This is a genomic window from Nocardioides donggukensis (genome assembly GCF_014842875.1).
In the GTDB taxonomy this organism is placed as follows: domain Bacteria; phylum Actinomycetota; class Actinomycetes; order Propionibacteriales; family Nocardioidaceae; genus Nocardioides; species Nocardioides donggukensis.
Map to the genome: position 1 here is coordinate 297,355 of NZ_JACYXZ010000002.1, position 23,093 is coordinate 320,447.

23 protein-coding genes are annotated in these 23,093 nt (G+C 72.7%); 18 read left to right on the forward strand and 5 right to left on the reverse strand.

Going from position 1 to position 23,093, the window contains the following annotated elements; genetic code table 11:
• The first annotated feature begins 33 nt into the window (after window positions 1-33).
• The 4 genes from IE331_RS07770 (at window position 34) to IE331_RS07785 (ending at window position 4,412) form a co-directional block, all read left to right on the forward strand.
• Entirely contained in the window at window positions 34-1,197 is a 1,164-nt protein-coding gene (locus IE331_RS07770; RefSeq protein ID WP_201931384.1) for a site-2 protease family protein, read from the forward strand.
• 51 nt (window positions 1,198-1,248) lie between these two features.
• Complete coding sequence (locus IE331_RS07775; RefSeq protein ID WP_192142272.1) at window positions 1,249-2,205, forward strand: tRNA (adenine-N1)-methyltransferase; 957 nt, start codon at window positions 1,249-1,251, stop codon at window positions 2,203-2,205.
• 98 nt (window positions 2,206-2,303) lie between these two features.
• Window positions 2,304-4,043 (forward strand): proteasome ATPase, encoded by a 1,740-nt coding sequence (arc, locus tag IE331_RS07780; protein WP_192142274.1) that lies wholly within the window; start codon window positions 2,304-2,306, stop codon window positions 4,041-4,043.
• A gap of 15 nt (window positions 4,044-4,058) precedes the next feature.
• The gene (locus tag IE331_RS07785) at window positions 4,059-4,412 is read left to right on the forward strand and encodes a hypothetical protein (RefSeq protein ID WP_192142276.1); all 354 of its coding nucleotides are present in this window, start codon (window positions 4,059-4,061) and stop codon (window positions 4,410-4,412) included.
• A gap of 19 nt (window positions 4,413-4,431) precedes the next feature.
• On the opposite strand, the gene IE331_RS07790 is transcribed toward IE331_RS07785, so the two are convergent.
• Entirely contained in the window at window positions 4,432-5,058 is a 627-nt protein-coding gene (locus tag IE331_RS07790) for a class I SAM-dependent methyltransferase (RefSeq protein WP_192142278.1), read from the reverse strand.
• A gap of 58 nt (window positions 5,059-5,116) precedes the next feature.
• Here IE331_RS07790 and dop point away from each other — a divergent pair, with 58 nt between their 5' ends.
• The 13 genes from dop (at window position 5,117) to IE331_RS07855 (ending at window position 18,347) form a co-directional block, all read left to right on the forward strand.
• Window positions 5,117-6,625: a depupylase/deamidase Dop gene (gene dop / locus IE331_RS07795; protein WP_192142280.1), complete on the forward strand. Its 1,509-nt coding sequence runs from the start codon at window positions 5,117-5,119 to the stop codon at window positions 6,623-6,625.
• Window positions 6,626-6,687: 62 nt separating this feature from the next.
• A complete protein-coding gene (locus IE331_RS07800; RefSeq protein WP_192142282.1) occupies window positions 6,688-6,891 on the forward strand; it encodes a ubiquitin-like protein Pup in 204 nt (67 codons plus the stop codon).
• A gap of 4 nt (window positions 6,892-6,895) precedes the next feature.
• Window positions 6,896-7,738 (forward strand): proteasome subunit beta, encoded by an 843-nt coding sequence (gene prcB / locus IE331_RS07805; protein WP_201931392.1) that lies wholly within the window; start codon window positions 6,896-6,898, stop codon window positions 7,736-7,738.
• A 14-nt stretch (window positions 7,739-7,752) separates the two neighbouring features.
• The gene (gene prcA, locus IE331_RS07810; RefSeq protein ID WP_192142284.1) at window positions 7,753-8,583 is read left to right on the forward strand and encodes a proteasome subunit alpha; all 831 of its coding nucleotides are present in this window, start codon (window positions 7,753-7,755) and stop codon (window positions 8,581-8,583) included.
• Between the two features lie 53 nt (window positions 8,584-8,636).
• Window positions 8,637-9,998, forward strand: a complete 1,362-nt coding sequence (pafA, locus tag IE331_RS07815; RefSeq protein ID WP_192142286.1) for a Pup--protein ligase — start codon at window positions 8,637-8,639, stop codon at window positions 9,996-9,998.
• Between the two features lie 66 nt (window positions 9,999-10,064).
• Window positions 10,065-11,033, forward strand: a complete 969-nt coding sequence (locus IE331_RS07820; protein ID WP_192142288.1) for an FKBP-type peptidyl-prolyl cis-trans isomerase — start codon at window positions 10,065-10,067, stop codon at window positions 11,031-11,033.
• Window positions 11,034-11,064: 31 nt separating this feature from the next.
• The gene (locus tag IE331_RS07825; protein ID WP_201931404.1) at window positions 11,065-12,048 is read left to right on the forward strand and encodes a helix-turn-helix transcriptional regulator; all 984 of its coding nucleotides are present in this window, start codon (window positions 11,065-11,067) and stop codon (window positions 12,046-12,048) included.
• A complete protein-coding gene (locus IE331_RS07830; protein ID WP_192142290.1) occupies window positions 12,045-13,025 on the forward strand; it encodes a helix-turn-helix transcriptional regulator in 981 nt (326 codons plus the stop codon). The genes IE331_RS07825 and IE331_RS07830 overlap by 4 nt, the downstream gene beginning before the upstream one ends.
• Window positions 13,026-13,060: 35 nt before the next feature.
• Window positions 13,061-13,363, forward strand: coding sequence for a Sec-independent protein translocase subunit TatA (locus IE331_RS07835; protein ID WP_225579671.1), 303 nt, complete (start codon window positions 13,061-13,063; stop codon window positions 13,361-13,363).
• A 7-nt stretch (window positions 13,364-13,370) separates the two neighbouring features.
• Window positions 13,371-14,213: a twin-arginine translocase subunit TatC gene (gene tatC, locus IE331_RS07840; protein WP_192142292.1), complete on the forward strand. Its 843-nt coding sequence runs from the start codon at window positions 13,371-13,373 to the stop codon at window positions 14,211-14,213.
• Window positions 14,214-14,243: 30 nt separating this feature from the next.
• The gene (locus IE331_RS07845) at window positions 14,244-14,672 is read left to right on the forward strand and encodes a hypothetical protein (RefSeq protein ID WP_192142294.1); all 429 of its coding nucleotides are present in this window, start codon (window positions 14,244-14,246) and stop codon (window positions 14,670-14,672) included.
• 10 nt (window positions 14,673-14,682) lie between these two features.
• A complete protein-coding gene (locus tag IE331_RS07850) occupies window positions 14,683-15,564 on the forward strand; it encodes a diacylglycerol/lipid kinase family protein (protein WP_192142296.1) in 882 nt (293 codons plus the stop codon).
• Window positions 15,561-18,347, forward strand: a complete 2,787-nt coding sequence (locus tag IE331_RS07855) for a DEAD/DEAH box helicase (protein ID WP_192142298.1) — start codon at window positions 15,561-15,563, stop codon at window positions 18,345-18,347. The genes IE331_RS07850 and IE331_RS07855 overlap by 4 nt, the downstream gene beginning before the upstream one ends.
• Here the strand turns inward: IE331_RS07855 and IE331_RS07860 are convergent.
• On the reverse strand, window positions 18,334-18,906 hold the full coding sequence (locus IE331_RS07860; protein WP_192142300.1) for an urease accessory UreF family protein: 573 nt from the start codon (window positions 18,904-18,906) through the stop codon (window positions 18,334-18,336). The two genes, IE331_RS07855 and IE331_RS07860, sit on opposite strands and share 14 nt — an antisense overlap.
• Window positions 18,907-19,049: 143 nt before the next feature.
• Entirely contained in the window at window positions 19,050-19,988 is a 939-nt protein-coding gene (locus IE331_RS07865) for a 5'-3' exonuclease (RefSeq protein ID WP_225579672.1), read from the reverse strand.
• A gap of 62 nt (window positions 19,989-20,050) precedes the next feature.
• On the opposite strand from IE331_RS07865, the gene IE331_RS07870 reads away from it, so the two are divergent.
• Entirely contained in the window at window positions 20,051-20,491 is a 441-nt protein-coding gene (locus tag IE331_RS07870; RefSeq protein ID WP_192142302.1) for an Lrp/AsnC family transcriptional regulator, read from the forward strand.
• Here the strand turns inward: IE331_RS07870 and IE331_RS07875 are convergent.
• Together IE331_RS07875 and IE331_RS07880 are read right to left on the reverse strand one after the other, a co-directional pair.
• Window positions 20,481-21,608, reverse strand: a complete 1,128-nt coding sequence (locus IE331_RS07875; RefSeq protein ID WP_192142304.1) for a MalY/PatB family protein — start codon at window positions 21,606-21,608, stop codon at window positions 20,481-20,483. The genes IE331_RS07870 and IE331_RS07875 overlap by 11 nt on opposite strands.
• 23 nt (window positions 21,609-21,631) lie before the next feature.
• Entirely contained in the window at window positions 21,632-23,092 is a 1,461-nt protein-coding gene (locus IE331_RS07880) for a KamA family radical SAM protein (protein ID WP_192142306.1), read from the reverse strand.
• Window position 23,093: the final 1 nt, after the last annotated feature.

The window sequence follows — 23,093 nt, forward strand, 5'->3', positions numbered from 1 at the left end:
GGGGAACGGGGCCCGATCGGATAGTCTCGAAGGGTGTCCGAGAACGCTCCCGGGAGCCCCACCGCGACCGCCGACCGGCGGCCGCGGCCGCCCGGCACGCTCCGGATCGGCAAGGTGGCCGGCGTCGACGTGCTCATCACGCCGTCCTGGTTCCTGATCGCCGCGCTGCTGGCCATCGTGCTGGCCCCCATCGTCGAGCGGAGCCAGCCCGGCCTGGGCCCCTGGCGCTACCTGGCCGGCTTCGCGTTCGCGGTGCTGCTCTACCTCTCGGTGCTGCTGCACGAGGCCTCGCACGCGGTCATGGCGCAGCGCTTCGGGCACCCGGTCTCCTCGATCACCCTGCACTTCCTGGGCGGCATGACCGCTATCGAGGGCGAGTCCCGGCGACCCCGTGAGGAGTTCTGGATCGCGGTGGTCGGCCCGCTGACCTCGATCGCGGTGGGCGTCGTGTCGTGGTTGGCGTGGCAGGTCCTGCCCGGGGGCCTCATCGGCCTCGCGGTCGGCGGCCTGGCCGCGGCCAACCTCCTGGTCGGGGTGCTCAACCTGGTGCCGGGCCTGCCGCTGGACGGGGGGCGGGTGCTCAAGGCGGGGGTGTGGAGCCTCAGCGGCAACATGCACCGCGGCACGATCGCCGCGGGCTGGGGCGGTCGGCTGACCGCCGTCGCGGTGCTCGCCTGGCCGCTCCTGGGGGAGCGTCTGTTCGGCACCCGCCCGCAGCTGGTCGACTACCTGCTGGTGTTCGTGATCGCGCTGTTCCTCTGGACCGGGGCGACCGCCGCCATGCAGGGCGCCCGCATGCGCCGCGAGCTGCCGTCGCTGGTGGCCCGTGACCTGGCCCGCCGCACCCTCGCCGTCCCGGGCGACCTGCCGGTGGCCGAGGCGGTACGCCGCGCGCAGGAGGCCGGCGCCGGCGGGATCGTCACCGTGTCCGGCTCGGGGACCCCGGTCGGCATCGTCAACGAGGGCGCGCTGCTCGCCACGCCGGAGGACCGGCGTCCGTGGATGGCGGTCTCCTCGATCGCCCGCACGATCGAGGACGGGCTCAGCCTGCCCGTCGACATCGTCGGCGAGGACCTGATCCGCGCGATCACCCGGGTGCCGGCCCACGAGTACCTGCTCGTCGAGAAGGGCGGCGAGGTGTACGGCGTGCTGACCACCGCCGACGTGGACCGGGCCTTCAGCCAACGGCACCGCTGAGCCGGGCCGCCGGCTGCCGAAGGGCCCGCCGGACCCCCTAGAGTGCGCGCCATGCCTGAGGAGACCTACCCCGACGTCCCGCCCGAGGCCTGGTCCGGGGTGCACCGTGGACCGCTGCGCGAGGGCGAGTGGGTCCGGCTCACCGACAGCAAGGGCCGCCGGCACAACTTCTGCCTGGAGGCCGGCAAGCGCTTCTTCAGCAACCGCGGCCACCTCGAGCACGACGACCTCATCGGTCGCGAGGAGGGGTTCACGATCCCGTCCTCGGCGGGGGGCCAGTACCTCGTCTTCCGGCCCCTCCTGGCCGAGTTCGTGGTCTCGATGCCCAGAGGGGCCGCGGTGGTCTACCCGAAGGACTCCGCCCAGATCGTGGCCCTGGCCGACATCTTCCCGGGGGCCCGGGTGGTCGAGGCCGGCGTCGGCTCGGGTGCGCTGACCTGCTCGCTGCTGCGAGCGGTCGGGCCGCACGGTCGGGTGCTGTCCTGGGAGCGCCGGGAGGAGTTCGCCGACGTGGCCCGGCGCAACGTCACCCAGTTCTTCGACGGTGACCACCCGGCCTGGGACCTGCGGGCGGGAGACCTGGCCGAGGCCCTCCCGGCGTCCGGTGAGCGGGCCGACCGGGTGATCCTCGACATGCTGGCCCCCTGGGAGTGCGTCGACGCGGTCGCCGACGCCCTGGTCCCCGGCGGGATCCTCGTCGGCTACGTCGCGACCACCACGCAGCTCTCCCGGTTCGTGGAGACCCTGCGGGCGCACGGCGGGTTCACCGAGCCCCAGGCGTGGGAGTCGCTGGTCCGGGACTGGCACGTGGAGGGACTCGCGGTCCGGCCGGGGCACTCGATGATCGGCCACACCGCGTTCCTGGTGACCGCGCGCCGGATGGCGCCGGGCGAGCGGCCGCCGACCAAGAAGCGGCGGCCGGCCCCCGGCGCCTACGGGGTGGACTACACCGGTCCACGGCCGGACGACCTCCCGCCGCAGACCACCGAGGAGCCGTACGCCGAGTGACCGGGTGGTGTTGGCAACTGGGGCCCGACACAGGGGCCGAACCACTTCCGTTCGCCCTCCCAGTGGGTAAGGTCGCAACAAGTAGGAGGTGACGCACGATGTCGGCATCGAACGACCCACGCGGCTCCGAGGAGCTCCTGAACCAGGTCCGGTTCCTGGAGGCCGAGGTCACCGACCTGCGCCGCCGGCTCGCGGACGGCCCGGTGCACTCGCGCTCGCTCGAGCAGCGCCTGGCCGACACCCAGCGCTCGCTCGCGGCGGTGACCTCGCAGAACGAGCGCCTCGCCCAGACCCTGCGGGAGGCCCGGGACCAGATCACCACGCTGAAGGAGGAGGTCGACCGGCTGGCGCAGCCACCGGCCGGCTTCGGCACCTTCCTCGCGCGCAACGACGACGACTCCATCGACGTCTTCACCGGCGGCCGCAAGCTGCGGGTCAACGTCAGCCCCAGCGTCGACCTCGACGAGCTGCGCCGCGGCCAGGAGGTCATGCTCAACGAGGCGCTGAACGTCGTCGCCGCCCTCGACTACGAGCAGGTCGGGGAGGTGGTGATGCTCAAGGAGATCCTCGCCGACGGCGACCGGGTCCTGGTCATCGCCAACGCCGACGAGGAGCGCGTCGTACGCCTGGCCGCGCCCCTGCGCGAGGAGACCCTGCGGGCGGGCGACTCGCTGCTGCTCGACGCCCGCGCCGGCTACGTCTACGAGCGGGTGCCCAAGTCCGAGGTCGAGGAGCTCGTGCTGGAGGAGGTCCCCGACATCGACTACGAGCGGATCGGAGGCCTGGTCGGGCAGATCGACCAGATCCGGGACGCGGTCGAGCTGCCCTACCTGCACCCGGACCTGTTCAAGGAGCACCAGCTCAAGCCGCCCAAGGGCGTGCTGCTCTACGGGCCTCCCGGCTGCGGCAAGACGCTGATCGCCAAGGCGGTCGCGAACTCGCTGGCCAAGAAGGTCGCGGCCCGGACCGGCAGCTCGGGCAAGTCCTACTTCCTGAACATCAAGGGCCCCGAGCTGCTCAACAAGTACGTCGGCGAGACCGAGCGGCACATCCGGCTGGTGTTCCAGCGGGCCCGGGAGAAGGCCAGCATGGGCACGCCCGTGATCGTGTTCTTCGACGAGATGGACTCCCTGTTCCGCACCCGCGGCTCGGGGGTCTCCTCGGACGTCGAGAACACCATCGTCCCGCAGCTGCTCAGCGAGATCGACGGGGTGGAGACGCTCGAGAACGTCCTGGTGATCGGCGCCTCCAACCGCGAGGACATGATCGACCCGGCGATCCTCCGCCCGGGCCGGCTGGACGTGAAGATCAAGATCGAGCGCCCGGACGCGGAGTCCGCCCGCGACATCTTCTCCAAGTACCTCACCTCCGACCTGCCGCTGCACACCGACGACCTGGCCGAGTTCTCGGGCGACCGGGAGGCGTGCGTGGCCGGCATGATCCGGGCGACGGTCGAGCGGATGTACTCGGAGACCGAGGAGAACCGGTTCCTGGAGGTCACCTACGCCAACGGGGACAAGGAGGTCCTGTACTTCAAGGACTTCAACTCCGGGGCGATGATCCAGAACATCGTCGACCGGGCCAAGAAGATGGCGATCAAGGAGCTCCTCGACCACGACCAGAAGGGGTTGCGGGTCCAGCACATGCTGCAGGCCTGCGTGGACGAGTTCAAGGAGAACGAGGACCTCCCGAACACCACCAACCCCGACGACTGGGCGCGGATCTCGGGCAAGAAGGGGGAGCGGATCGTCTTCATCCGGACCCTCATCACCGGCAAGCAGGGCACCGAGCCCGGCCGCTCCATCGACACCGTCGCCAACACGGGGCAGTACCTCTAGCAGGGAGTCGCGCCCATGGGCGACGAGCAGGTCGAGAGAGGCGATCTCGAGGCCCTGCTCGCCGCCCGGCAGGAGCTCGGCGAGGCCTACGAGCCTGCCCTGGTCGACTCGTTCGCCGAGCGGATCGAGCGGGCGGTGGCCGAGCGCGCGGAGAGCCGAGTCTCCCTGCAGGCGCACCGGCAGCAGATGGAGGCCCGGGCGGTGCAGAAGCAGTTCGCGCTGGGGGTCGGCTCGGTGGTGGCATCGATCCCGATCAGCATCGTGCTCGGCGTGACCGGTCAGCTGGTGGCGCTGCTTATCGCGTGGGTGGGCATCGTCGTGGTCAACGTGGCGCACGCCATGGTCGCCAGGCCGCGGCGGGAGGAGTGAGTGGCCCGACGCCCGAGCCTCAGGCGGGTGCCCGGGCGGTCCCGACGTACCCGAACGTCCACGGCCGGGAGACGGTCGGCCCCGGCAGGTAGGCACCGGTCAGGTCCTCGATCTCGAGACCGGCGGCCTCCAGCAGGGCGGGGATGTCCCGGCTGAGGTGGCAGCCGCCGGCGACCCGGCGCTGGACCGGGTCCAGCCGGCGCTGCCACCGGGCGACCCGGGGGTCGGGGGCGGCGCCGTGCTCGAGCACGTGCAGGCGGCCGCCGGGCCGGAGCACCCGGCGCACCTCCAGCAGCGCCCGCACCGGATCCGGGATCGTGCAGAGGGTGAACGTCGACAGCGCGGCGTCGCAGGAGGCGTCCGCCTCGGTGAGCCGCTGCCCGTCGAGCCCGGAGCGCTCCACGGTGAGCGAGGCGGCCGCCCGGCGTCGCTCCGAGAGCCGCCAGGCCAGGTCGGACGGCTCGACCGCGCACACCGTGTGCACCGCTGCCGGGTAGTGGGGGAGGCTGAGGCCGCTCCCGAACCCGATCTCGAGCACCCGGCCGTGCAGGCCGGCGGCCAGCGCCGCGCGCCGCTCGTCGAGGTCCGGCCCGGCACAGGCGCGGTCGACGAGGCGGGGCAGCGCGTGCTCGGACCAGACCCCCATGGCGCCATGGAACCGCCTCGCCCCGGCCGGCGCAAGCCCGCGCTTGTAGGCTCCGCACATGAGTGTTCGCCGGGTCATGGGTACCGAGGTCGAGTACGGCATCTCGGTGCAGGGACAGCCGGCGGCGAACCCGATGGTCGCCTCGAGCCAGGTCGTGAACGCCTACGCCACCGCCACCGTCCGGGCCCGCCGGGCGCGGTGGGACTTCGAGGAGGAGTCACCCCTGCGCGACGCGCGCGGCTTCGACATGTCGCGGCAGGTGGCCGACGCCAGCCAGCTCACCGACGAGGACATGGGCCTGGCGAACATCATCCTCACCAACGGCGCCCGGCTCTACGTCGACCACGCGCACCCCGAGTACTCCACCCCCGAGGTGACCAACCCGCTGGACGTCGTCGCCTGGGACAAGGCCGGGGAGCAGGTCATGCTCGACGCCTCGCGGCGCGCCTCCGCGCTCCCGGGCGGGGCGCCGATCGTGCTCTACAAGAACAACACCGACAACAAGGGCGCCTCCTACGGCGCGCACGAGAACTACCTGATGCGGCGCTCGACGCCGTTCGCGCACATCGTGCGACACCTCACGCCGTTCTTCGTCTCCCGCCAGGTCGTCTGCGGGGCCGGCCGGGTCGGGATCGGCCAGGACGGACGCGGTCACGGCTTCCAGGTCAGTCAGCGTGCCGACTACTTCGAGGTCGAGGTGGGGCTGGAGACGACGCTCAAGCGCCCGATCATCAACACCCGCGACGAGCCGCACGCCGACCCGGAGAAGTACCGCCGTCTGCACGTGATCATCGGGGACGCCAACCTCGCCGAGGTTTCGACGTACCTCAAGGTCGGCACCACCGCGCTGGTGCTGGCGATGATCGAGGACCGCTACCTCACCCGCGACCTCGCCCTCGAGACGCCCGTGGCCTCGCTGAGGGCGATCTCCCACGACCCGACCTGCACCGGGCTGGTCCGGCTCATGGACGGCCGCCGGCTGACCGCCGTCCAGCTGCAGATGGAGTACCTCGACCTCGCCCGCAAGTACGTCGACGAGGTGCTGGGCGCCGACGTCGACACCCAGACCCGCGACGTGCTCAGCCGGTGGGAGTCGGTGCTGACCCGGCTCGAGACCGACCCCCTGTCGTGCGCCACCGAGCTCGACTGGGTGGCGAAGCTGCGGCTGCTCGAGCAGTACCGCGACCGGGACGGCCTGGAGTGGGACGACCCGAAGCTGGCGCTGATCGACCTGCAGTACTCCGACATCCGCCCGGACAAGGGGCTCTACCACCAGCTGGTGCGGCGCGGCCGGATCGAGCGGCTGCTCGACGACGCCACCGTGGAGGCGGCCATGCACGACCCGCCGCACGACACCCGCGCCTACTTCCGCGGTCGCTGCCTGGAGAAGTACGCCGAGCACGTCGCGGCCGCGTCGTGGGACTCGGTCATCCTCGACCTCCCCGGTCGCGAGTCGCTGCAGCGGATCCCGACGATCGACCCGCTGCGCGGCAGCCGGGCGCACGTCGGCGAGCTGCTCGACCGCTGCGACACCGCCGAGCAGCTCTTCGCCGCCCTGACCCGCTGAAAGCTCGACGGGATCGGCCCGGTTCCGCCACCGATGCGGGTGGACTGGATAGGGTCACCGGTATGGCACAGGAGCAGAAGCAGCCGAAGAAGTCCACGGAGGACGCCGAGGCGGCGGAGGTGTCCGAGACCTCCGAGTCGGCGGTCACCGAGCGCAAGGAGCAGCTCGACGAGGACATCGACGCGATCCTCGACGAGATCGACGACGTGCTGGAGTCCAACGCCGAGGACTTCGTGAAGTCGTTCATCCAGAAGGGCGGCGAGTGACCCGGTGAGCGTGCCCGTCGCCGGGTCCCGGCTGCCCGATGCCTTCCTGACCCCCGGCACCTCGTCGTTCGCTGACTTCCTGGGTGCCGCTGCCCCCGACCTGCTGCCGTCGGCGCGGTCGGTGCCCCAGGGCAACGCCGGCGACCTGGCCCCGCACGGCACCACGATCGTGGCCGCCACCTTCCCCGGAGGGGTGGTGATGGCCGGCGACCGGCGCGCCACCATGGGCAACGTGATCGCCCAGCGGGACATCGAGAAGGTCTTCCCCGCCGACGAGTTCAGCTGTGTCGGGATCGCCGGCACGGCCGGGCTGGCCGTGGAGATGGTGCGGCTGTTCCAGACCGAGCTCGAGCACTACGAGAAGATCGAGGGCACCACGCTGTCGATGGACGGCAAGGCGAACCGGCTGGCCGCCCTGATCCGGGCCAACCTCGGCATGGCGATGCAGGGCCTGGCCGTGGTGCCGCTGTTCGCCGGCTACGACCTGACCGCGGAGCAGGGACGGATCTTCTCCTACGACGTGACCGGCGGCCGCTACGAGGAGACCGCCTTCCACGCGGTGGGGTCCGGCTCGATGTTCGCCCGCGGGGCGTTGAAGAAGCTCTACCGCGAGGACCTCGACGAGAGCGGGTGCGTCACCGCGACCATCCAGGCGCTCTACGACGCCGCCGACGACGACTCGGCCACGGGCGGTCCCGACCTGGCCCGCCGGATCTTCCCCGTCGTGCAGGTGACCACCGCGAGCGGGGGCCGCCGCCTGCCCGACGCCGAGGTGGCCGCCGTGGCCGACACCGTGATCGCCGCCCGGATGGACCGGCCCGACGGCCCGGCCGCGGCCCTGACCTGAGGGGACACCGACCCATGAGCATGCCGTTCTACGTCTCGCCCGAGCAGCTGATGAAGGACCGCGCGGACTTCGCGCGCAAGGGGATCGCCCGGGGACGGTCGGTCGTCGCCGTCCAGTACGCCGACGGCGTGCTGTTCGTCTCGGAGAACCCCTCCCAGGCCCTGCACAAGGTCTCGGAGATCTACGACCGGATCGCGTTCGCCGCCGTCGGTCGCTACAACGAGTTCGAGAACCTCCGGATCGCGGGGGTCCGGCTGGCGGACATGCGCGGCTACGCCTACGACCGCCGCGACGTCACCGGCCGCGGGCTGGCCAACGCCTACGCCCAGACCCTCGGCACGATCTTCTCCAGCGGCGGCGAGAAGCCCTACGAGGTGGAGATCTTCGTCGCCGAGATCGGCGACGAGGCGGCGGACGACCAGATCTACCGGCTCACCTACGACGGGCAGGTCGCCGACGAGCACCGCTTCGCCGTGATGGGCGGAGCCGCGGACGTGGTCGCCGAGCGGCTCACCGAGCGGCACGTCGACGGCGCGCCGTTGCGGGACGCGGTGTCGGTGGCGGTGGCCGCCCTCGGCCACTCCGACAGCGGTGACCGGGTGATCCCGGTCGAGGACCTCGAGGTCGCCGTGCTGGACCGGACCCGCACCCGGCCGCGCAAGTTCCGCCGGCTCCCGGTCGCGGTGCTCACCGAGCTCCTCGGGGCGCGGGAGGCCTCCGAGCCGGAGCCGGCTCCCTCAGGGGCCCCGGAGTCCGCCACGGAGTCGTCCCCGGAGCCCACCCCGGAGTCGGGGGACCAGCCTCCGGTGGCGCCACCGGGCGATCCGGGCGAGCCGCTGACGTGAGCCGGGCCTGCGTGGCGCCCACGCGGTTCGCCCCCCGGGCCTAGGCTGTCGGCATGGACCGCCGGATCTTCGGGATCGAGAACGAGTACGGCGTCACGTGCACGTTCCGGGGGCAGCGGAGGCTGAGCCCGGACGAGGTGGCCCGCTACCTGTTCCGCAAGGTCGTGTCCTGGGGCCGCTCGAGCAACGTCTTCCTCCGCAACGGCGCCCGGCTCTACCTCGACGTGGGCAGCCACCCGGAGTACGCCACCCCCGAGTGCGACGACATCGTCGAGCTGGTCACCCACGACAAGGCCGGCGAGCGGGTCCTCGAAGGGCTGCTCGTGGACGCCGAGCAGCGGCTCCACGACGAGGGCATCTCGGGCGACATCTACCTGTTCAAGAACAACACGGACTCGGCCGGCAACTCCTACGGCTGCCACGAGAACTACCTGGTCGGCCGGCAGGGCGAGTTCAGCCGGCTGGCCGACATCCTGATCCCGTTCCTGGTCACCCGGCAGATCGTGGTCGGGGCCGGCAAGATCATCCAGACCCCGCGGGGTGCGTCGTACTCGGTCAGCCAGCGTGCCGAGCACATCTGGGAGGGCGTCTCCAGCGCCACCACCCGCAGCCGGCCGATCATCAACACCCGCGACGAGCCGCACGCGGACGCCGAGAAGTACCGCCGGCTGCACGTGATCGTGGGCGACTCGAACATGAGCGAGACGACCACCATGCTCAAGGTGGCCAGCTGCGACCTGGTGCTGCGGATGATCGAGGAGGGCGTGGTGATGCGCGACCTCACGATGGAGAACCCGATCCGGGCGATCCGGGAGATCTCGCACGACGTCACCGGTCGGCGCAAGGTGCGCCTGGCCAACGGCCGCGAGGCCAGCGCCCTGGACATCCAGCTGGAGTACCTCACCAAGGCCCGGGACTTCGTCGACCGCCGGGAGCTGCGGACGCCGGTGATCGACGCCGCTCTCGACCTCTGGGAGCGGGGCCTCAAGGCCATCGAGTCCGAGGACCTCGACTCCGTGGACCGGGAGATCGACTGGGTGATCAAGTGGAAGCTCATCGAGCGGTACCGGCACAAGCACGGGCTGCCGCTCGGCCACCCGCGGATCGCCCAGCTCGACCTCGCCTACCACGACATCCACCGCGGGCGCGGGCTCTACTACCTGCTCGAAAAGCGCGGCGCGGTGGCCCGGGTGACCAGCGACCTCGCGGTCTTCACCGCCAAGTCGGTGCCGCCCCAGAACACGCGGGCCCGGCTCCGGGGCGAGTTCATCAAGCGGGCGCAGGAGCGGCGCCGCGACTTCACCGTCGACTGGGTGCACCTCAAGCTCAACGACCAGGCGCAGCGCACCGTCCTCTGCAAGGACCCGTTCCGGGCCGCCGACGAGCGGGTGCAGCGGCTCATCGACGGCATGTGAGGCCGGCGCCCGCCCTCCGGCTAGGCTGTGCCCGCTCGTCGACCCCCACGTCAAAAGGTGATCCCCTTGCGTCGCGTCCCCGCCCTCCCCGGTTCCTCCGCCGTGCTGCCCGCGGTGCTGCTGGCCCTCGGGCTGGGCGGCCTGACCGCCTGCGGCACCGACGACGGGAGCGGGAGCATCGACGGCGGCGCCGCCGCAGCCGGGACGGTGACGGTCTCGGGTGACTTCGGGAAGGCGCCCAAGGTCAAGTACGACGGGAGGCTGGGGCAGGAGACCTCCGAGACGACCGTCCTCACGGAGGGCGAGGGAGCCGACGTCGAGGACGGCGAGTCCGCGATGGTGCACCTCTACATCGGCAACGGCTTCAGCGGTGAGAAGGCCTACAGCACCTACGACGACAACCGTCCGACCGTGCTCGAGGTCGGGGAGAACAGCCTCCCGGCCCTGCGCGAGGCCGTGGTCGGGCACCCCGCCGGCTCCCGCGTCCAGGTGCTCGCCGCGCCCGAGGACGCCTACGGCGAGGCCGGCAACCCGAACCTCTTCATCGGCAACGGGGACTCCGTGGTCTTCGTCGTGGACATCCTCTCCACGGTCCTCGACGGGCCCGAGGGCGCTGAGCAGGAGGCGCCGGCCGGCCTCCCGTCGATCACCGAGACGGACGGCACGGTCACCGCGCTCGACTTCGCCGACGCCGAGCCGGCCGGCAAGGGCCTGCAGGTGGTGACGCTGGTGGAGGGCGAGGGCCCCGAGATCGAGAAGGGCTCGTTCCTGGCGATGCACTACCTCGGGCAGGTCGAGGGCAAGAAGAAGCCGTTCGATGAGAACTACTCCGCCGAGGCGATCACGCCGTTCCGGATCGGCAAGGGCGACCTCATCAAGGGCTGGGACGAGGGCCTCGTGGGCGTCCCCGTGGGCAGCCGGGTGATGCTCGTCGTGCCGCCGCGCTTCGGCTACGGTGCCAAGGGCAACGACGGCGCCGGCATCAAGGGCACCGACACGATCTACTTCGTGATCGACGTGCTCGGCGTCAGCTGAGCACCGAGACCGGCCGGGCAGGGGGAGCAGGGTGACCAAGAGCGAGCGGCTCCTGAACCTGCTCATCCTGCTGCTCGTCCAGCGGCACTACCTCCCGAAGGCACGGATCCGGGAGATGGTGCCCCCGTACCGCTCCGCCACCGACGAGGCCTTCGAGCGGATGTTCGAGCGGGACAAGGACGAGCTGCGGGCGCTCGGCGTCCCGGTCCAGGTGGCCGGCACCGACGCGTTCTTCGACGACGAGCCCGGCTACCGGATCCGTCAGGAGGAGTTCGCGCTGCCGGGCATCGATCTCACCGCCGACGAGGCGGCGGTGGTCGGCCTGGCCACCCGGGTGTGGCAGCACGCGGGGCTGGCCGCGGCCACCAGCGACGCGTTGGCGAAGCTGGCCGCCGGGGGCGTGAGCGTCGACCGCAGCCGGCTCGACCTCGCGCCCGTGGTCGTGACCGACGACGACCCGCACTTCGAGGCCTTCTGGCAGGCCTCGCTCGACCGGGTCCGGGTGAGCTTCGGCTACCGCCGACGCGGCAGCGCCGAGCCCGCGACCCGCACCCTGGAGCCCTGGGGCGTGGTGTCCTTCTCCGGGCGCTGGTACGTCGTGGGCCGCGACGTGGACCGGGGCGAGGAGCGGATGTTCCGGCTCTCCCGGGTCCAGGGCCCGGTCCGGCGGTCCGGACGGGGCGGTGCGTTCTCGGTGCCCGCCGGCACCGACCTGCGCGAGCTGACCCGCCGGCTGGCCCCCGGCCCGGCCACCCAGCAGGCCACCGTCCTGGTGCGGGCCGGCACCTGCCTGGCGCTGCGGCGCGCCGCGGCCGTCGTGGGGGAGGGCGTCGGGGAGGGCGTGACCGGCCCGGACCCGAGCAGCGACTGGGACCGGCTGCAGGTGGAGTTCTCCTCGCCGGACATGCTCGCCGACGAGCTGCTCGCCCTCGGCGCCGACGTCTACGTCGAGGACCCGCCGGCCGTGCGGGACGCCGTGGTCTCCCGGCTCGCCGCCGTGGTGGGGTCGGCATGAGCGCCGGGGCCAAGGAGCAGGTCGGCCGGCTGCTGGCGCTGGTGCCGCTGATCCAGCGGCGCGGTCCGATGCGGGTCGCCGACGCCGCCCGGGAGCTGGACGTGGATCCCGGGCAGCTGGTGAAGGACCTGCGGGTGCTGGTCTACTGCGGCTGGCCGGGGTGGCTGCCCGGCGATCTGATCGAGGTCGACCTCGACGCCCTGGACGGCGAGCAGGTCATCCGGATCACCAACGCCGACTACCTCCGGGCGCCGCTGCGGCTCTCGCCGGCCGAGGCATCGGCGATCATCGTGGCGCTGCGGACCCTGCGTGCCTCGGCGGAGCCGGCCACGCTCGACAGCCTGGACCGGGCGCTCGCCAAGCTGGAGGCGGCCGCGGAGGACGGCCGGGCCGCTGCCCACGTCGACGTGCTGGTGCCCGACGAGGCACGCGAGCTGGCCGGCATCCGGTCCCGCCTCGACCAGGCGGTGCGGGAGGGTCGACAGGTGCGGCTGACCTACCACGTCCCGGCCCGCGACGAGAACACCGATCGCGTCGTCGACCCGATGTCTCTCGTCGACGCCCACGGCAAGGGCTACCTCCAGGGCTGGTGCCACGCCGCCGAGGCCCGGCGACTGTTCCGCCTGGACCGGATCGTCGAGGCAGAGGTGCTGGGGGCCGCCGCCACCGAGCACCCCGAGGAGGTGCCGGTGGACCTGTCGGAGGGGCTGTTCCGACCGTCCCCGGACATGCCGGTGGTCACCCTGGCCCTGGCCCCGGAGGCACGCTGGGTGGCGGAGTACTACCCGGTGCAGGACTCCCGGGAGACCGGCGACGGGGGGCTCGAGGTCGACCTCGTCGTCGCCGACCGGCGCTGGCTGCTGCGGCTGCTCCTGCGGCTGGCACCCCACGCCGAGGTCCGCGAGGGCGGCGAGCTGGCCGGGGAGTTCCACGACGCGGCCCGGGCGGCACTCGGCCTGTATGACGACCCGGCGTAGGATGACCACGTCACGACGGACAATGTGAGGACCTCATGAGCACGCACATCACCGGCCACCTCATCGGCGGCCTCGGCACGCCCGAGCTGCTGATCATCTTCGCCGTGATCATCCTCCTGTTCGGTGCCGCCAAGCTGCCCGAGCTGGCGCGCGGCAGCGGCCGGGCGCTGCGGATCTTCAAGGCCGAGACCAAGGGTCTCGACGGGGGAGACGAGTCCGACGACGTGGAGTCGGGCACCGACCGCGGGACGATGAGCGCCGAGGAGCGGGAGCTCAAGGCCCGCAACGCCGAGTCGGAGCGGATCGCGCGCGAGCACCGCGACGGCACCACCAGCTGACTTGGCCATGTCCGTGACCGGCCTGGTCGACCTGGTCCGCGGTCGACCCCGGCACCCGATGGGTGCCGACGGGCGGATGGCCCTCTCGGACCACTTCCGCGAGCTGCGGGCCAGGCTGATCAAGTCGGCGATCGCCGTGGTGGTGGCGTTCGGCTTCGCGCTGTACTTCTACGACCAGCTGCTCGACCTGATCACGGTCCCCTACTACGAGGCCGTGGAGGGGCTCGACGGCAGGGTGGACACCCGGCTCGTCGTGAACAACATCACCGGCGGCCTCATGCTGCAGCTCAAGCTGTGCGGGGTGGCCGCGATCGTCGGGGCCAGTCCGGTGTGGCTCTACCAGATCTGGGGCTTCCTCCTGCCCGGCCTGCACCGCAACGAGCTGATGTGGTCGCGGATCTTCGCCGCCGTCGCCGGGCCGCTGTTCTTCGCCGGGGTCGCGCTCGGCTACTTCGTGCTCCCCAAGGGCATGGAGGTGCTGATCAACTTCACGCCGGCCGGCTCGGAGAACCTCAACGAGTTCTCCACCTACTTCAGCTTCGTGACCCGGATGCTGCTGGTGTTCGGGATCGCGCTCGAGATCCCGCTGTTCGTGGTGATGCTGAACCTGGTCGGGGTGCTCTCCGGCCGGGCGATCGGGCGGCACCGCCCGTGGATCGTGCTGGGCACGTTCGTCTTCGCGGCCGTCGCCACCCCGAGCACCGACCCGTTCGCGATGTCCGCGCTCGCGATCACCATGAGTCTGCTGTTCCTGATCTCGGAGATGATCGCACGCACGGTCGACCGGATCCGGGGCCGGAACCGGTCCGGCACCGACCAGTGGGCCGACGACGAGACGTCCACGCTGTGAGCGGCGGGTGAGCAGCGGGTGAGCGGCGGGGTGAGCGCACCGGCGCTGGCTCCGGTCGACCCGTTCGACCTCCCGGACTGGCTGGGCACTGCCGAGGTCACCTGGTCCACGGACGTCGCGGGCCACCGGGGTGCCGGTCGCCTCGGCAGCGGGCACCTGGTCCGCGGTCGGCTGGCGCACGCGGGCGAGGAGCACCCGTGCGACCTGCTCGCGGTCGACGAGGCCTATCCGACGCCGGTGGCCGACGAGGACACCCGGCGACTGGCCCACCAGGCCTGGCGCAACGAGCAGGTGCTCCTCGTGGAGGCCCAGGGTCGGCTGGCGCTCGCGGTCCCCGGCACCGACTTCGGCGCGGACCGGGTGCTCGACGCCCTGGGCCGGCTCGCCAAGGCGGTCGGCGCCCGACCTGAGAGCTACGTCGCCGCGCTCCGGCTCGGTGTGGTCGGCCACGGCGGCTAGTCTCCCCCCCGTGGCCCGCTCCTCCCGACAGATCGCACTCCTCGTCAACCCGACGGCCGGCCGTGGTCGGGGCGCGCGATCGGCAGTGCTCGCGGCCGCCCGCCTGCGCGAGGCCGGCTTCGTGGTGCGCGAGCTGGTCGGCCGCGACGCCGAGGAGGCCCGCGAGCTCGGCTCCGCCGCGGTCGCGGAGGGTCCCGAGGCGCTGGTCGTGTGCGGCGGCGACGGCCTGGTGCACCTCGGTGCCGGCCTGGTCGCCGGCACCGGCACCGCCCTCGGGGTGATCCCGGCCGGCACCGGCAACGACCTGGCCCGCTACCTCGACCTGCCCCGGACCGACCCGGTGGCCGCCGCCGACCGGATCGTGGCCTCCCGGACCCGTCGGATCGACCTGGCCCGCTCCGGCGGCCGGCACTTCGTCACCGTCCTGGCCGCCGGGTTCGACGCGGTCGTCAACGAGCGGGCGAACCGGATGCGGTGGCCGCGCGGGCAGATGCGCTACACCCTGGCCACGATCGCCGAGCTGCGCACGTTCCAGCCGATCCGCTACACCCTGGACCTGGACGGGGTCGAGCGCCGTGCGGAGGCGATGCTGGTCGCCGTGGGCAACGGCCCCTCGTTCGGCGGGGGCCTGCGGATCACCGAGGGCGCCTCCTTCGACGACGGCTGGCTCGACGTGGTGCTGATCCGCCCGCTCTCGCGGGCCGAGCTGGTCCGGGCCTACCCCCGGCTGTTCAACGGCACCATCGTCGACCACCCCGCCTACGAGCGGCACCGGGTCCGGCGGGTGACCCTGGCGGCGCCCGACATCGTCACCTACGCCGACGGCGAGCGCTTCGGGGCGCTCCCCCTGACCGTGGAGTGCGTCCCCGGTGCCCTGACGGTGATCGCATGAGCGACCAGCAGGAGGGCGCGGCGGCCCGCTACGCGGCGTACCGACGCGGCCGGGAGCACCCGGTCTTCCACGAGTTCGCCGGCCTCTACGACTTCGGGCTCGACGACTTCCAGGTCCGCGCCTGCCACGAGCTGGAGGAGGGGCGCGGGGTGCTGGTCGCCGCCCCGACCGGCTCCGGCAAGACCATCGTCGGGGAGTTCGCGGTGCACCTGGCGCTGGCCGGCGGACGCAAGTGCTTCTACACCACCCCGATCAAGGCGCTGTCGAACCAGAAGTACCACGACCTGGTCCAACGGTACGGCGCCGACCGGGTCGGCCTGCTGACCGGCGACAACACCGTCAACGGCGAGGCCCCGGTGGTGGTGATGACCACCGAGGTGCTGCGGAACATGCTCTACGCCGGATCCCGCACCCTGTCGGGACTGGGGTTCGTGGTCATGGACGAGGTGCACTACCTCGCCGACCGGAGCCGGGGTGCGGTCTGGGAGGAGGTGATCATCCACCTGCCCGAGAGCGTCGCCGTCGTCTCGCTGTCGGCGACGGTCTCCAACGCCGAGGAGTTCGGCGAGTGGCTGGCCACGGTCCGGGGCGAGGTCACCACGATCGTCGAGGAGCAGCGCCCGGTGCCGCTCTACCAGCACGTCCTCCAGGGCCGGCGGCTGCACGACCTGTTCGCCGACACCGAGGAGCTGGCCCAGGCCGGCTTCGCCCAGGAGGGGGCCCGGGTCAACCCGCAGCTGATGCGACTGGCCCGCGACGACTGGGCCTCCAGCCGGATGGGCGACCGACGGGACAAGAAGGGCCAGCGGGGGAGGGGACACCGCCCGCAGGGCCGCCGGCCGCACCTGGCCAGCCGTCACGAGGTGGTCGACCGGCTGGAGCGGGAGGGCCTGCTGCCGGCGATCGTGTTCATCTTCAGCCGGGTCGGCTGCGACGCCGCGGTCACCCAGTGCCTCCAGGCCAACCTGCGCCTGACCACGCCCCAGGAGCGCGACGAGATCTTCGCCTTCGTCGAGGAGCGGTGCCGGCACCTTCCGGAGGAGGACCTCCACGTCCTCGGCTACCACGAGTTCCTCGACGGCCTCACCCGAGGCGTGGCCGCCCACCACGCGGGGATGCTGCCGACGTTCAAGGAGTGCGTCGAGGAGCTGTTCCTGCGCGGCCTGTGCCGGGTCGTCTTCGCGACCGAGACCCTGGCGCTGGGCATCAACATGCCCGCCCGCACGGTGGTCCTCGAACGGCTCAGCAAGTGGAACGGCGAGGCGCACGTCGCGCTGACGCCGGGGGAGTACACCCAGCTCACCGGGCGGGCCGGTCGGCGCGGCCTCGACGTCGAGGGGCACGGGGTGGTGCTCTGGGAGCCCGGGATGAACCCCAAGGAGGTGGCCGGCCTCGCCTCGACCCGGACCTACCCCCTGCGGTCGTCGTTCCGGCCGTCCTACAACATGGCCGTCAACCTCGTGCACCAGTTCGGCCGGGAGCGCGCCCGCGAGCTGCTGGAGTCGTCGTTCGCCCAGTTCCAGGCCGACAAGGCCGTCGTGGGGATGGCCCGACAGCTCCGCAAGTCCGAGGACGCCCTGGACGGGTACGTCGAGGCCGCGCACTGCCACCTGGGCGACTTCATGGAGTACGCCCGGCTGCGGCGCAGGCTCTCCGAGGTCGAGAAGGACGCCGCCCGCGCCCGGCGCACCGACCGCCGGGGCGAGGTGATCGCCTCCCTCCGGGCGCTCCGGCCGGGTGACGTGATCGAGGTGCCGGCCGGCAAGTTCTCCGGGCTCGCCGTCGTGGTGGACCCCGGGTCCGCGGGTGAGGAGCCCCGGCCCTACGTGCTGACCGTGGGCCGGCAGGCCCGACGGCTGAACCTCGCCGACTTCCCGACCCCGGTCGCCGCGATGACCCGGATGAAGGTGCCCAAGAGCTTCTCCGGCCGCAATCCCCAGATGCGACGGGATCTCGCCGCCGCCCTGGCGGCCCGGGGGAGCAGCCTGCGGCCTCCGTCGGGCGGCGGCCGCGCCCACCCGGACGACCGTCGGGGACCGGGTGGGACCGACCCGGAGGCGGACCGGATCCGGGTCGAGCTGCGGGCCCACCCGTGCCACGCCTGCCCGGAACGGGAGGAGCACGCCCGCTGGGCGGAGCGCTGGTTCAAGCTGGACCGGGACACCAGGACGCTGAGACGCCGGGTCGACCAGCGCACGAACACCATCGCCCGGCAGTTCGACCGGGTCTGCGAGGTGCTGGAGGCGCTGGAGTACCTCGACGGCGACGAGGTGACCGTGCGCGGCCGGCACCTGCGCAGGATCTACTCCGACATGGACCTGGTCGCCTCCGAGGCGATCCGGACCGGGCTGTGGTCGGGGCTGGACCCCTCCGAGCTGGCAGCCGTGCTGTCCGCCCTCGTCTTCGAGGCCCGACGCCCCGACGACGCCCGGGCACCCCGGATCCCCGGCGGTCGGGTGGCCGACGCGCTGCGCGACCTGGTGCACCTGTGGTCGGAGCTGGAGGCGCTCGAGCGGGACCACCGCCTGGACTTCCTGCGCGAGCCGGACGCCGGCTTCGCGTGGGCGGCCCACCGCTGGGCCGAGGGTGACGAGCTCGACGACGTGCTGGGCGTGGTCGACCTGGCGGCGGGCGACTTCGTGCGCTGGATGAAGCAGCTCCTGGACCTGGCCCTCCAGGTCGCCGACGCCGCGGCCGGGACCCCGTTGCGCGACGTCGCGCGGGAGACCGCGGACCGGCTGCGGCGCGGAGTGGTGGCCTACTCCTCGGTCAGTGGGGTGTGACGACCCGCAGGTCGGCCCCGGTGGCCGGGATCCGGTCGGGATCGGTCAGGCCGGCCACCTGGTCGGCCATCGCCCTGATGTCGGGCAGCACGGTCTGGGTCCAGACCAGGGTGTCGGCCGGGTCCAGGTCGGCCAGCGAGCCCTGGACGTCGTCGTAGCCGACCAGCCGGGCCAGGACGTCTGCGTCGAGGCCCACGTGGGCCGCGATCATCCCGGCCGCGACCGGGAGCGGCAGCGGCGAGACGAACGGCAGCAGCTCGGGGCACTCCACCGCCGCGGCCGCCAGCAGGTCACGCCCGGCGCCGCGGGACGCGGCCCGGGTGACCGGGTTCGGCGTCCGGGCCGCCCACGCCGAGGTCACGGGCGCCAGGCTCATCTCACGGACGGCCGCCGCGCGGGCCACGACTGCGGTCGCGGCCTCCACCGTGGTGACGGTCAGCAGCCGCGCCCGGCACCGGTACACCGGTGTCCCCCCACGGGACGCCGGGTCGGTGCCGGGCAGGCTGCCCTCGCTCGTCCGTCGCCGGGCGAGCAGGCTCAACATCCAGGTTTCGTTCATCGTCACTCCCCACCCACGACGATGGCACGGAACGGAGGAGTGCGAGCGGGGTTCGGGGAATTCGGCGCAGTCGTGGCCTCCCCGTGGTCGGGCTGTGGTCCTCCCGTGGGGCGGCCGTGCCCGGGCCGATCACTCCGGGCCGATCACTCCGGGCCGGCCAGCACGTCCACGAGTCGGGTCACGGACCCGCCGAGGCCCCACTGCTCGGCGATCGCGGACAGCAGCTCGGGCTCGACCGGGGCGGCGGGCAGCCGCAGGTCGAGCTCGCCGAGGTCGATGTCGCGCGCCACCGCGACCACCGTCGGCGCGACCGCGAGGTAGTCGGCGGCCTCGCGCACGCGGCGGCGCGGTGCCGGGCCGATGTCCGCGTCCGGGTCGTCCGCGGCCGCCACGATGCCGGTCAGGTCGCCGAACCGGCCCAGCAGCGTGGCCGCCGTCTTCTCGCCGATCCCGGTCACGCCGGGCAGCCCGTCGGAGCTGTCCCCGCGCAGCGTGGCGAAGTCGGCGTACTGCCCCGGCTCCACGGCGTACTTGGCCCGCACCCACTCGGCGGTGACCCGCTCGTGCCGGCCGACGCCGCGGGCGGTGTAGAGCACCCGGACTCGGGCGTCGTCGTCGACGAGCTGGAACAGGTCCCGGTCGCCGGTCACGATGTCGACCGGCATGCCGGCGCCGGTCGCCAGGGTGCCGATGACGTCGTCGGCCTCAAACCCGTCGGCGCCGACCACGGTGATCCCGAAGGCCTCGAGGATGGCGGTGATCAGCGGGATCTGCGTCTCGAGCGGGTCGGGCACCTCCTCCAGGTCCGGCTGGTCCCCGGGGCGGACGGCGACCACCCGGTGTGCCTTGTAGGACGGCAGCAGGTCGACCCGCCACTGGGGGCGCCAGTCGTTGTCCCAGCAGCAGACGAGGTGGGTGGGCCGGTACTCGTCCACGAGCCTGGTGATGAAGTCGAGCAGGCCACGCACCGCGTTCACCGGGGTGCCGTCGGGTGCCCGGACGCTGTCCGGGACCCCGAAGAACGCCCGGAAGTACAGCGAGGCGGTGTCGAGGAGCATGAGCCTGTCGGTGGGCGTCGGCATGGCGCAGAGCCTAGTCGTGCGGGCGTCACCCCGGCGGCGCCCGGTTCGCTACGCTGCGGGGCGTGGAAGACACCGATCGCCTGATCCTGACCCTGCTGGGCGCCGACGGCAGGATGTCCTACACCGACCTGGGCAAGGCGGCGGGGCTCTCCACCTCGGCGGTGCACCAGCGGGTCAAGCGGCTGGAGGCCCGGGGCCTGATCAAGGGCTACGGCGCGACCGTCGACCACGCCCAGATCGGCCTCCCGCTCACGGCCTTCATCTCGATCCGGCCGATCGACGCCTCGGCACCCGACGACTCCCCGGAGCGGCTGGCCGGCATCGTCGAGATCGAGTCCTGCTGGTCGGTCGCCGGCGACGAGTCCTACATCCTCAAGGTCCGGGTCTCCACGCCGACCGACCTCGAGGACCTGCTCGCCCGGATCCGGGCGGCCGCGAACGTCTCCACCCGGACCACGATCGTGCTCTCGACGCCCTACGAGAACCGACCGGTCACGGGCTGAGCGCGGCCGCGAGCCGGGTCACGGCCAGGCCCAGCCGCTCCGGCGTGGTGGCCAGGTTCAGGCGCAGGTGCCCGGCCAGGCCCGGCTCGTAGAGCTGTCCCGAGGCCAGCCGGACGCCGTGTCCGAGCGCGGCCGCGGCCGGGTCGTCGACGCCGTGGGCGCGCAGGTCCAGCCAGGCCAGGTAGGTGGCCTCCAGCGGCCGGGTGCGGGCCAGCGGCAGGTGCTCGGCCAGCAGTTCGGACAGGACCGCCCGCTGGTCGTCCAGCCGCGCCACCAGGGAGGCGAGCCAGTCGTCGCACTCGGTCCAGGCCACGGTGGCGGCGATCATCCCCAGCGGCGAGTAGCCGTGGTTCTGCGAGGTCGGGACCGACCACAGCCGCGAGCGGTCGTCGGCCTCGAGCGCGACCACGGCGGCGCAGTGCAGGCCCGCCGTGTTGAAGGACTTGGAGACGCTGGTGACCGCGATCCCCTCGGGGTCCACCGAGAGGTACGGCGTGAAGGTGGCGCCGGGCAGGGTCAGCGGCCCGTGGATCTCGTCGGAGACCACGCGGGCGCCGTACCGCGCGGCGAGGTCCCGCAGGCCCTCCAGCTCGCCCCGGCGCGGGACCCGGCCCAGGGGGTTGTGCGGGTTGCAGAGCAGGACGGTGCGGGCACCGGCGTCGAGGGCCCGCTCGACGGCGGCCAGGTCCAGCGCCGCGTCGGGGGAGTCGGGGTCGGTCCGCACCCAGACCGGCTCGCGGCCGGACAGGGCCACGACCTCGCGGAACGGCGGGTAGCAGGGCAGTGGCACCACCACCGGTCCCGGCGGGCAGAGCACCTCCAGCGCCAGCCGGATCCCGGAGACGACGTCGGCGGTCGGCACCGCCGCGTCGGGCGGGACCTCCCAGCCCCAGTGCCGGGAGGCGAACCCGGCGAGCGCGGCACCGATGCCGCCGTCCCCGAAGGGCGCGTAGCCCGCGACGCCGCGCCGGACGGCCTCCGCCACGGCATCGGTGACCGGCTCCGGTGGGGCGAGGTCCATCTCGGCCACCCAGGCCGGGACCGTCCCCTCCGGGACCGCGCCCCACTTGCAGGGCAGGGCGGCGCGGGCCTCGGCGTCGGTCAGGTCGCGGATCACCGCCCCACCGTAGCCAGAGGGGGTCAGTGCGCCTGGAGGGCCGCCGTACGCCGGGACGCCTCGGCCGCCTCCGCCGGGGTCAGCCCGGTGCCGTGCCGACGCTCGTGCTCGGCGACGTTGCGCGCCCACCACTCCTGCCCCTCGGGCGGCAGGGTGTGGATCGGGTCGTAGTACTGGTAGGTGCGGTCCAGGGCGTCGGCGTCGTCGGCCTCGATCGAGGTGCGGTAGTTCTTGGTCCAGCCACTGATGCCGAGCACGGTGTCGTACTCGGCGAGCTGGTGCACCCAGCGCTTGCCGACGAAGGGGACGTCGCACACGATCCGCGGCGTCGCGAAGCCGGGGAGGTAGCCCATGAGGTGGTGCTGCAGTCGCTGCGCGTCGCCGACCGAGACCCGCCAGTGCTCCGAGAACGGGATCATGTCGCACATGTAGAAGTAGTAGGGCATCACCTGGGCGCCGTCGAGCAGGGCGAAGCACAGGTCGAGCAGCGCGTCGGGATCGGCGTTCACCCCGTCGAGCAGCACGCCCTGGTTGCGCACGTCGCGCACCCCGGCCTCGAGCATCGCGCGGGAGGCCTCGGCCACGATCGGGGTGATCGAGATCGCGTGGTTGGCGTGGGTGTGGATCGCCAGCGACACGCCCCGGTCCCGGGCCAGCCGGGCCACCCGCTCCACGCCGGAGCGGACCTCGTCCTGCAGCCAGTGCTGGGGAAGGCCGATGAGGGCCTTGGTCGCCAGCCTGATGTCGCGGACGTTCTCGACCTCGAGGACCCGGGTGAGGAAGTCCTCGAGGCGCGGCCACGGCATGTTGGCGACGTCGCCGCCGCTGACGACGACGTCACGCACCGACGGCGTACGCCGCAGGTAGTCGAGCATGTCGCTGATCCGGTCGGTCGGCTTGCCGGCGAACTTGAGCTTGTCGACCACCGCCGTGGAGTTGCCGACCAGGTCCATCCGGGTGCAGTGGCCGCAGTACTGCGGGCAGGTCGGCAGCAGCTCGGCCAGCACCTTGGTCGGGTAGCGGTGGGTCAGTCCCTCGGCCACCCACATGTCGTGCTCGTGCAGCGAGTCGCGGGTGGCGTGCGGGTGCGAGGGCCAGTCGGTCCGCCGGTCGGAGAAGACCGGGATCATGTAGCGCCGGACGGGGTCGGCGTAGAACGCCTCGGTCAGCGACCCGGGCCCGCCCGGGGTGAGCGCCGGGACCATCGTGTTCATCATCTGCGGCGGGATCAGCATCGACATCGTCGCCCGCTCGGCCTGGTCCCGCTCGAGGTCTGCGTAGAAGCCCTCGTCCAGCAGGTCGCCCATGAGCGCGCGCAGCTGGCGGACGCTCTTGACGCAGTGCGCCCGCTGCCACTGCACGGAGGCCCAGTCCTCCGCGGTGACGCCCTGCCAGCCCGGGAAGCGGGTCCAGTCCGGCTCGACCAGGGCCGGCCGCGTGTAGCGGTAGGGCTGGCCGGTGCGGGTGCCGGTCTCGATGCTCATG

Coding starts and splice junctions, on each gene's coding strand:
- IE331_RS07775 (WP_192142272.1), top strand. CDS start 1,249: ATGCCTGAGGAGACCTACCCCGACGTCCCGCCCGAGGCCTGGTCCGGG.
- arc (WP_192142274.1), top strand. CDS start 2,304: ATGTCGGCATCGAACGACCCACGCGGCTCCGAGGAGCTCCTGAACCAG.
- IE331_RS07785 (WP_192142276.1), top strand. CDS start 4,059: ATGGGCGACGAGCAGGTCGAGAGAGGCGATCTCGAGGCCCTGCTCGCC.
- IE331_RS07790 (WP_192142278.1), bottom strand. CDS start 5,058: ATGGGGGTCTGGTCCGAGCACGCGCTGCCCCGCCTCGTCGACCGCGCC.
- dop (WP_192142280.1), top strand. CDS start 5,117: ATGAGTGTTCGCCGGGTCATGGGTACCGAGGTCGAGTACGGCATCTCG.
- IE331_RS07800 (WP_192142282.1), top strand. CDS start 6,688: ATGGCACAGGAGCAGAAGCAGCCGAAGAAGTCCACGGAGGACGCCGAG.
- prcA (WP_192142284.1), top strand. CDS start 7,753: ATGAGCATGCCGTTCTACGTCTCGCCCGAGCAGCTGATGAAGGACCGC.
- pafA (WP_192142286.1), top strand. CDS start 8,637: ATGGACCGCCGGATCTTCGGGATCGAGAACGAGTACGGCGTCACGTGC.
- IE331_RS07830 (WP_192142290.1), top strand. CDS start 12,045: ATGAGCGCCGGGGCCAAGGAGCAGGTCGGCCGGCTGCTGGCGCTGGTG.
- IE331_RS07835 (WP_225579671.1), top strand. CDS start 13,061: ATGAGCACGCACATCACCGGCCACCTCATCGGCGGCCTCGGCACGCCC.
- tatC (WP_192142292.1), top strand. CDS start 13,371: ATGTCCGTGACCGGCCTGGTCGACCTGGTCCGCGGTCGACCCCGGCAC.
- IE331_RS07855 (WP_192142298.1), top strand. CDS start 15,561: ATGAGCGACCAGCAGGAGGGCGCGGCGGCCCGCTACGCGGCGTACCGA.
- IE331_RS07860 (WP_192142300.1), bottom strand. CDS start 18,906: ATGAACGAAACCTGGATGTTGAGCCTGCTCGCCCGGCGACGGACGAGC.
- IE331_RS07865 (WP_225579672.1), bottom strand. CDS start 19,988: ATGCCGACGCCCACCGACAGGCTCATGCTCCTCGACACCGCCTCGCTG.
- IE331_RS07880 (WP_192142306.1), bottom strand. CDS start 23,092: ATGAGCATCGAGACCGGCACCCGCACCGGCCAGCCCTACCGCTACACG.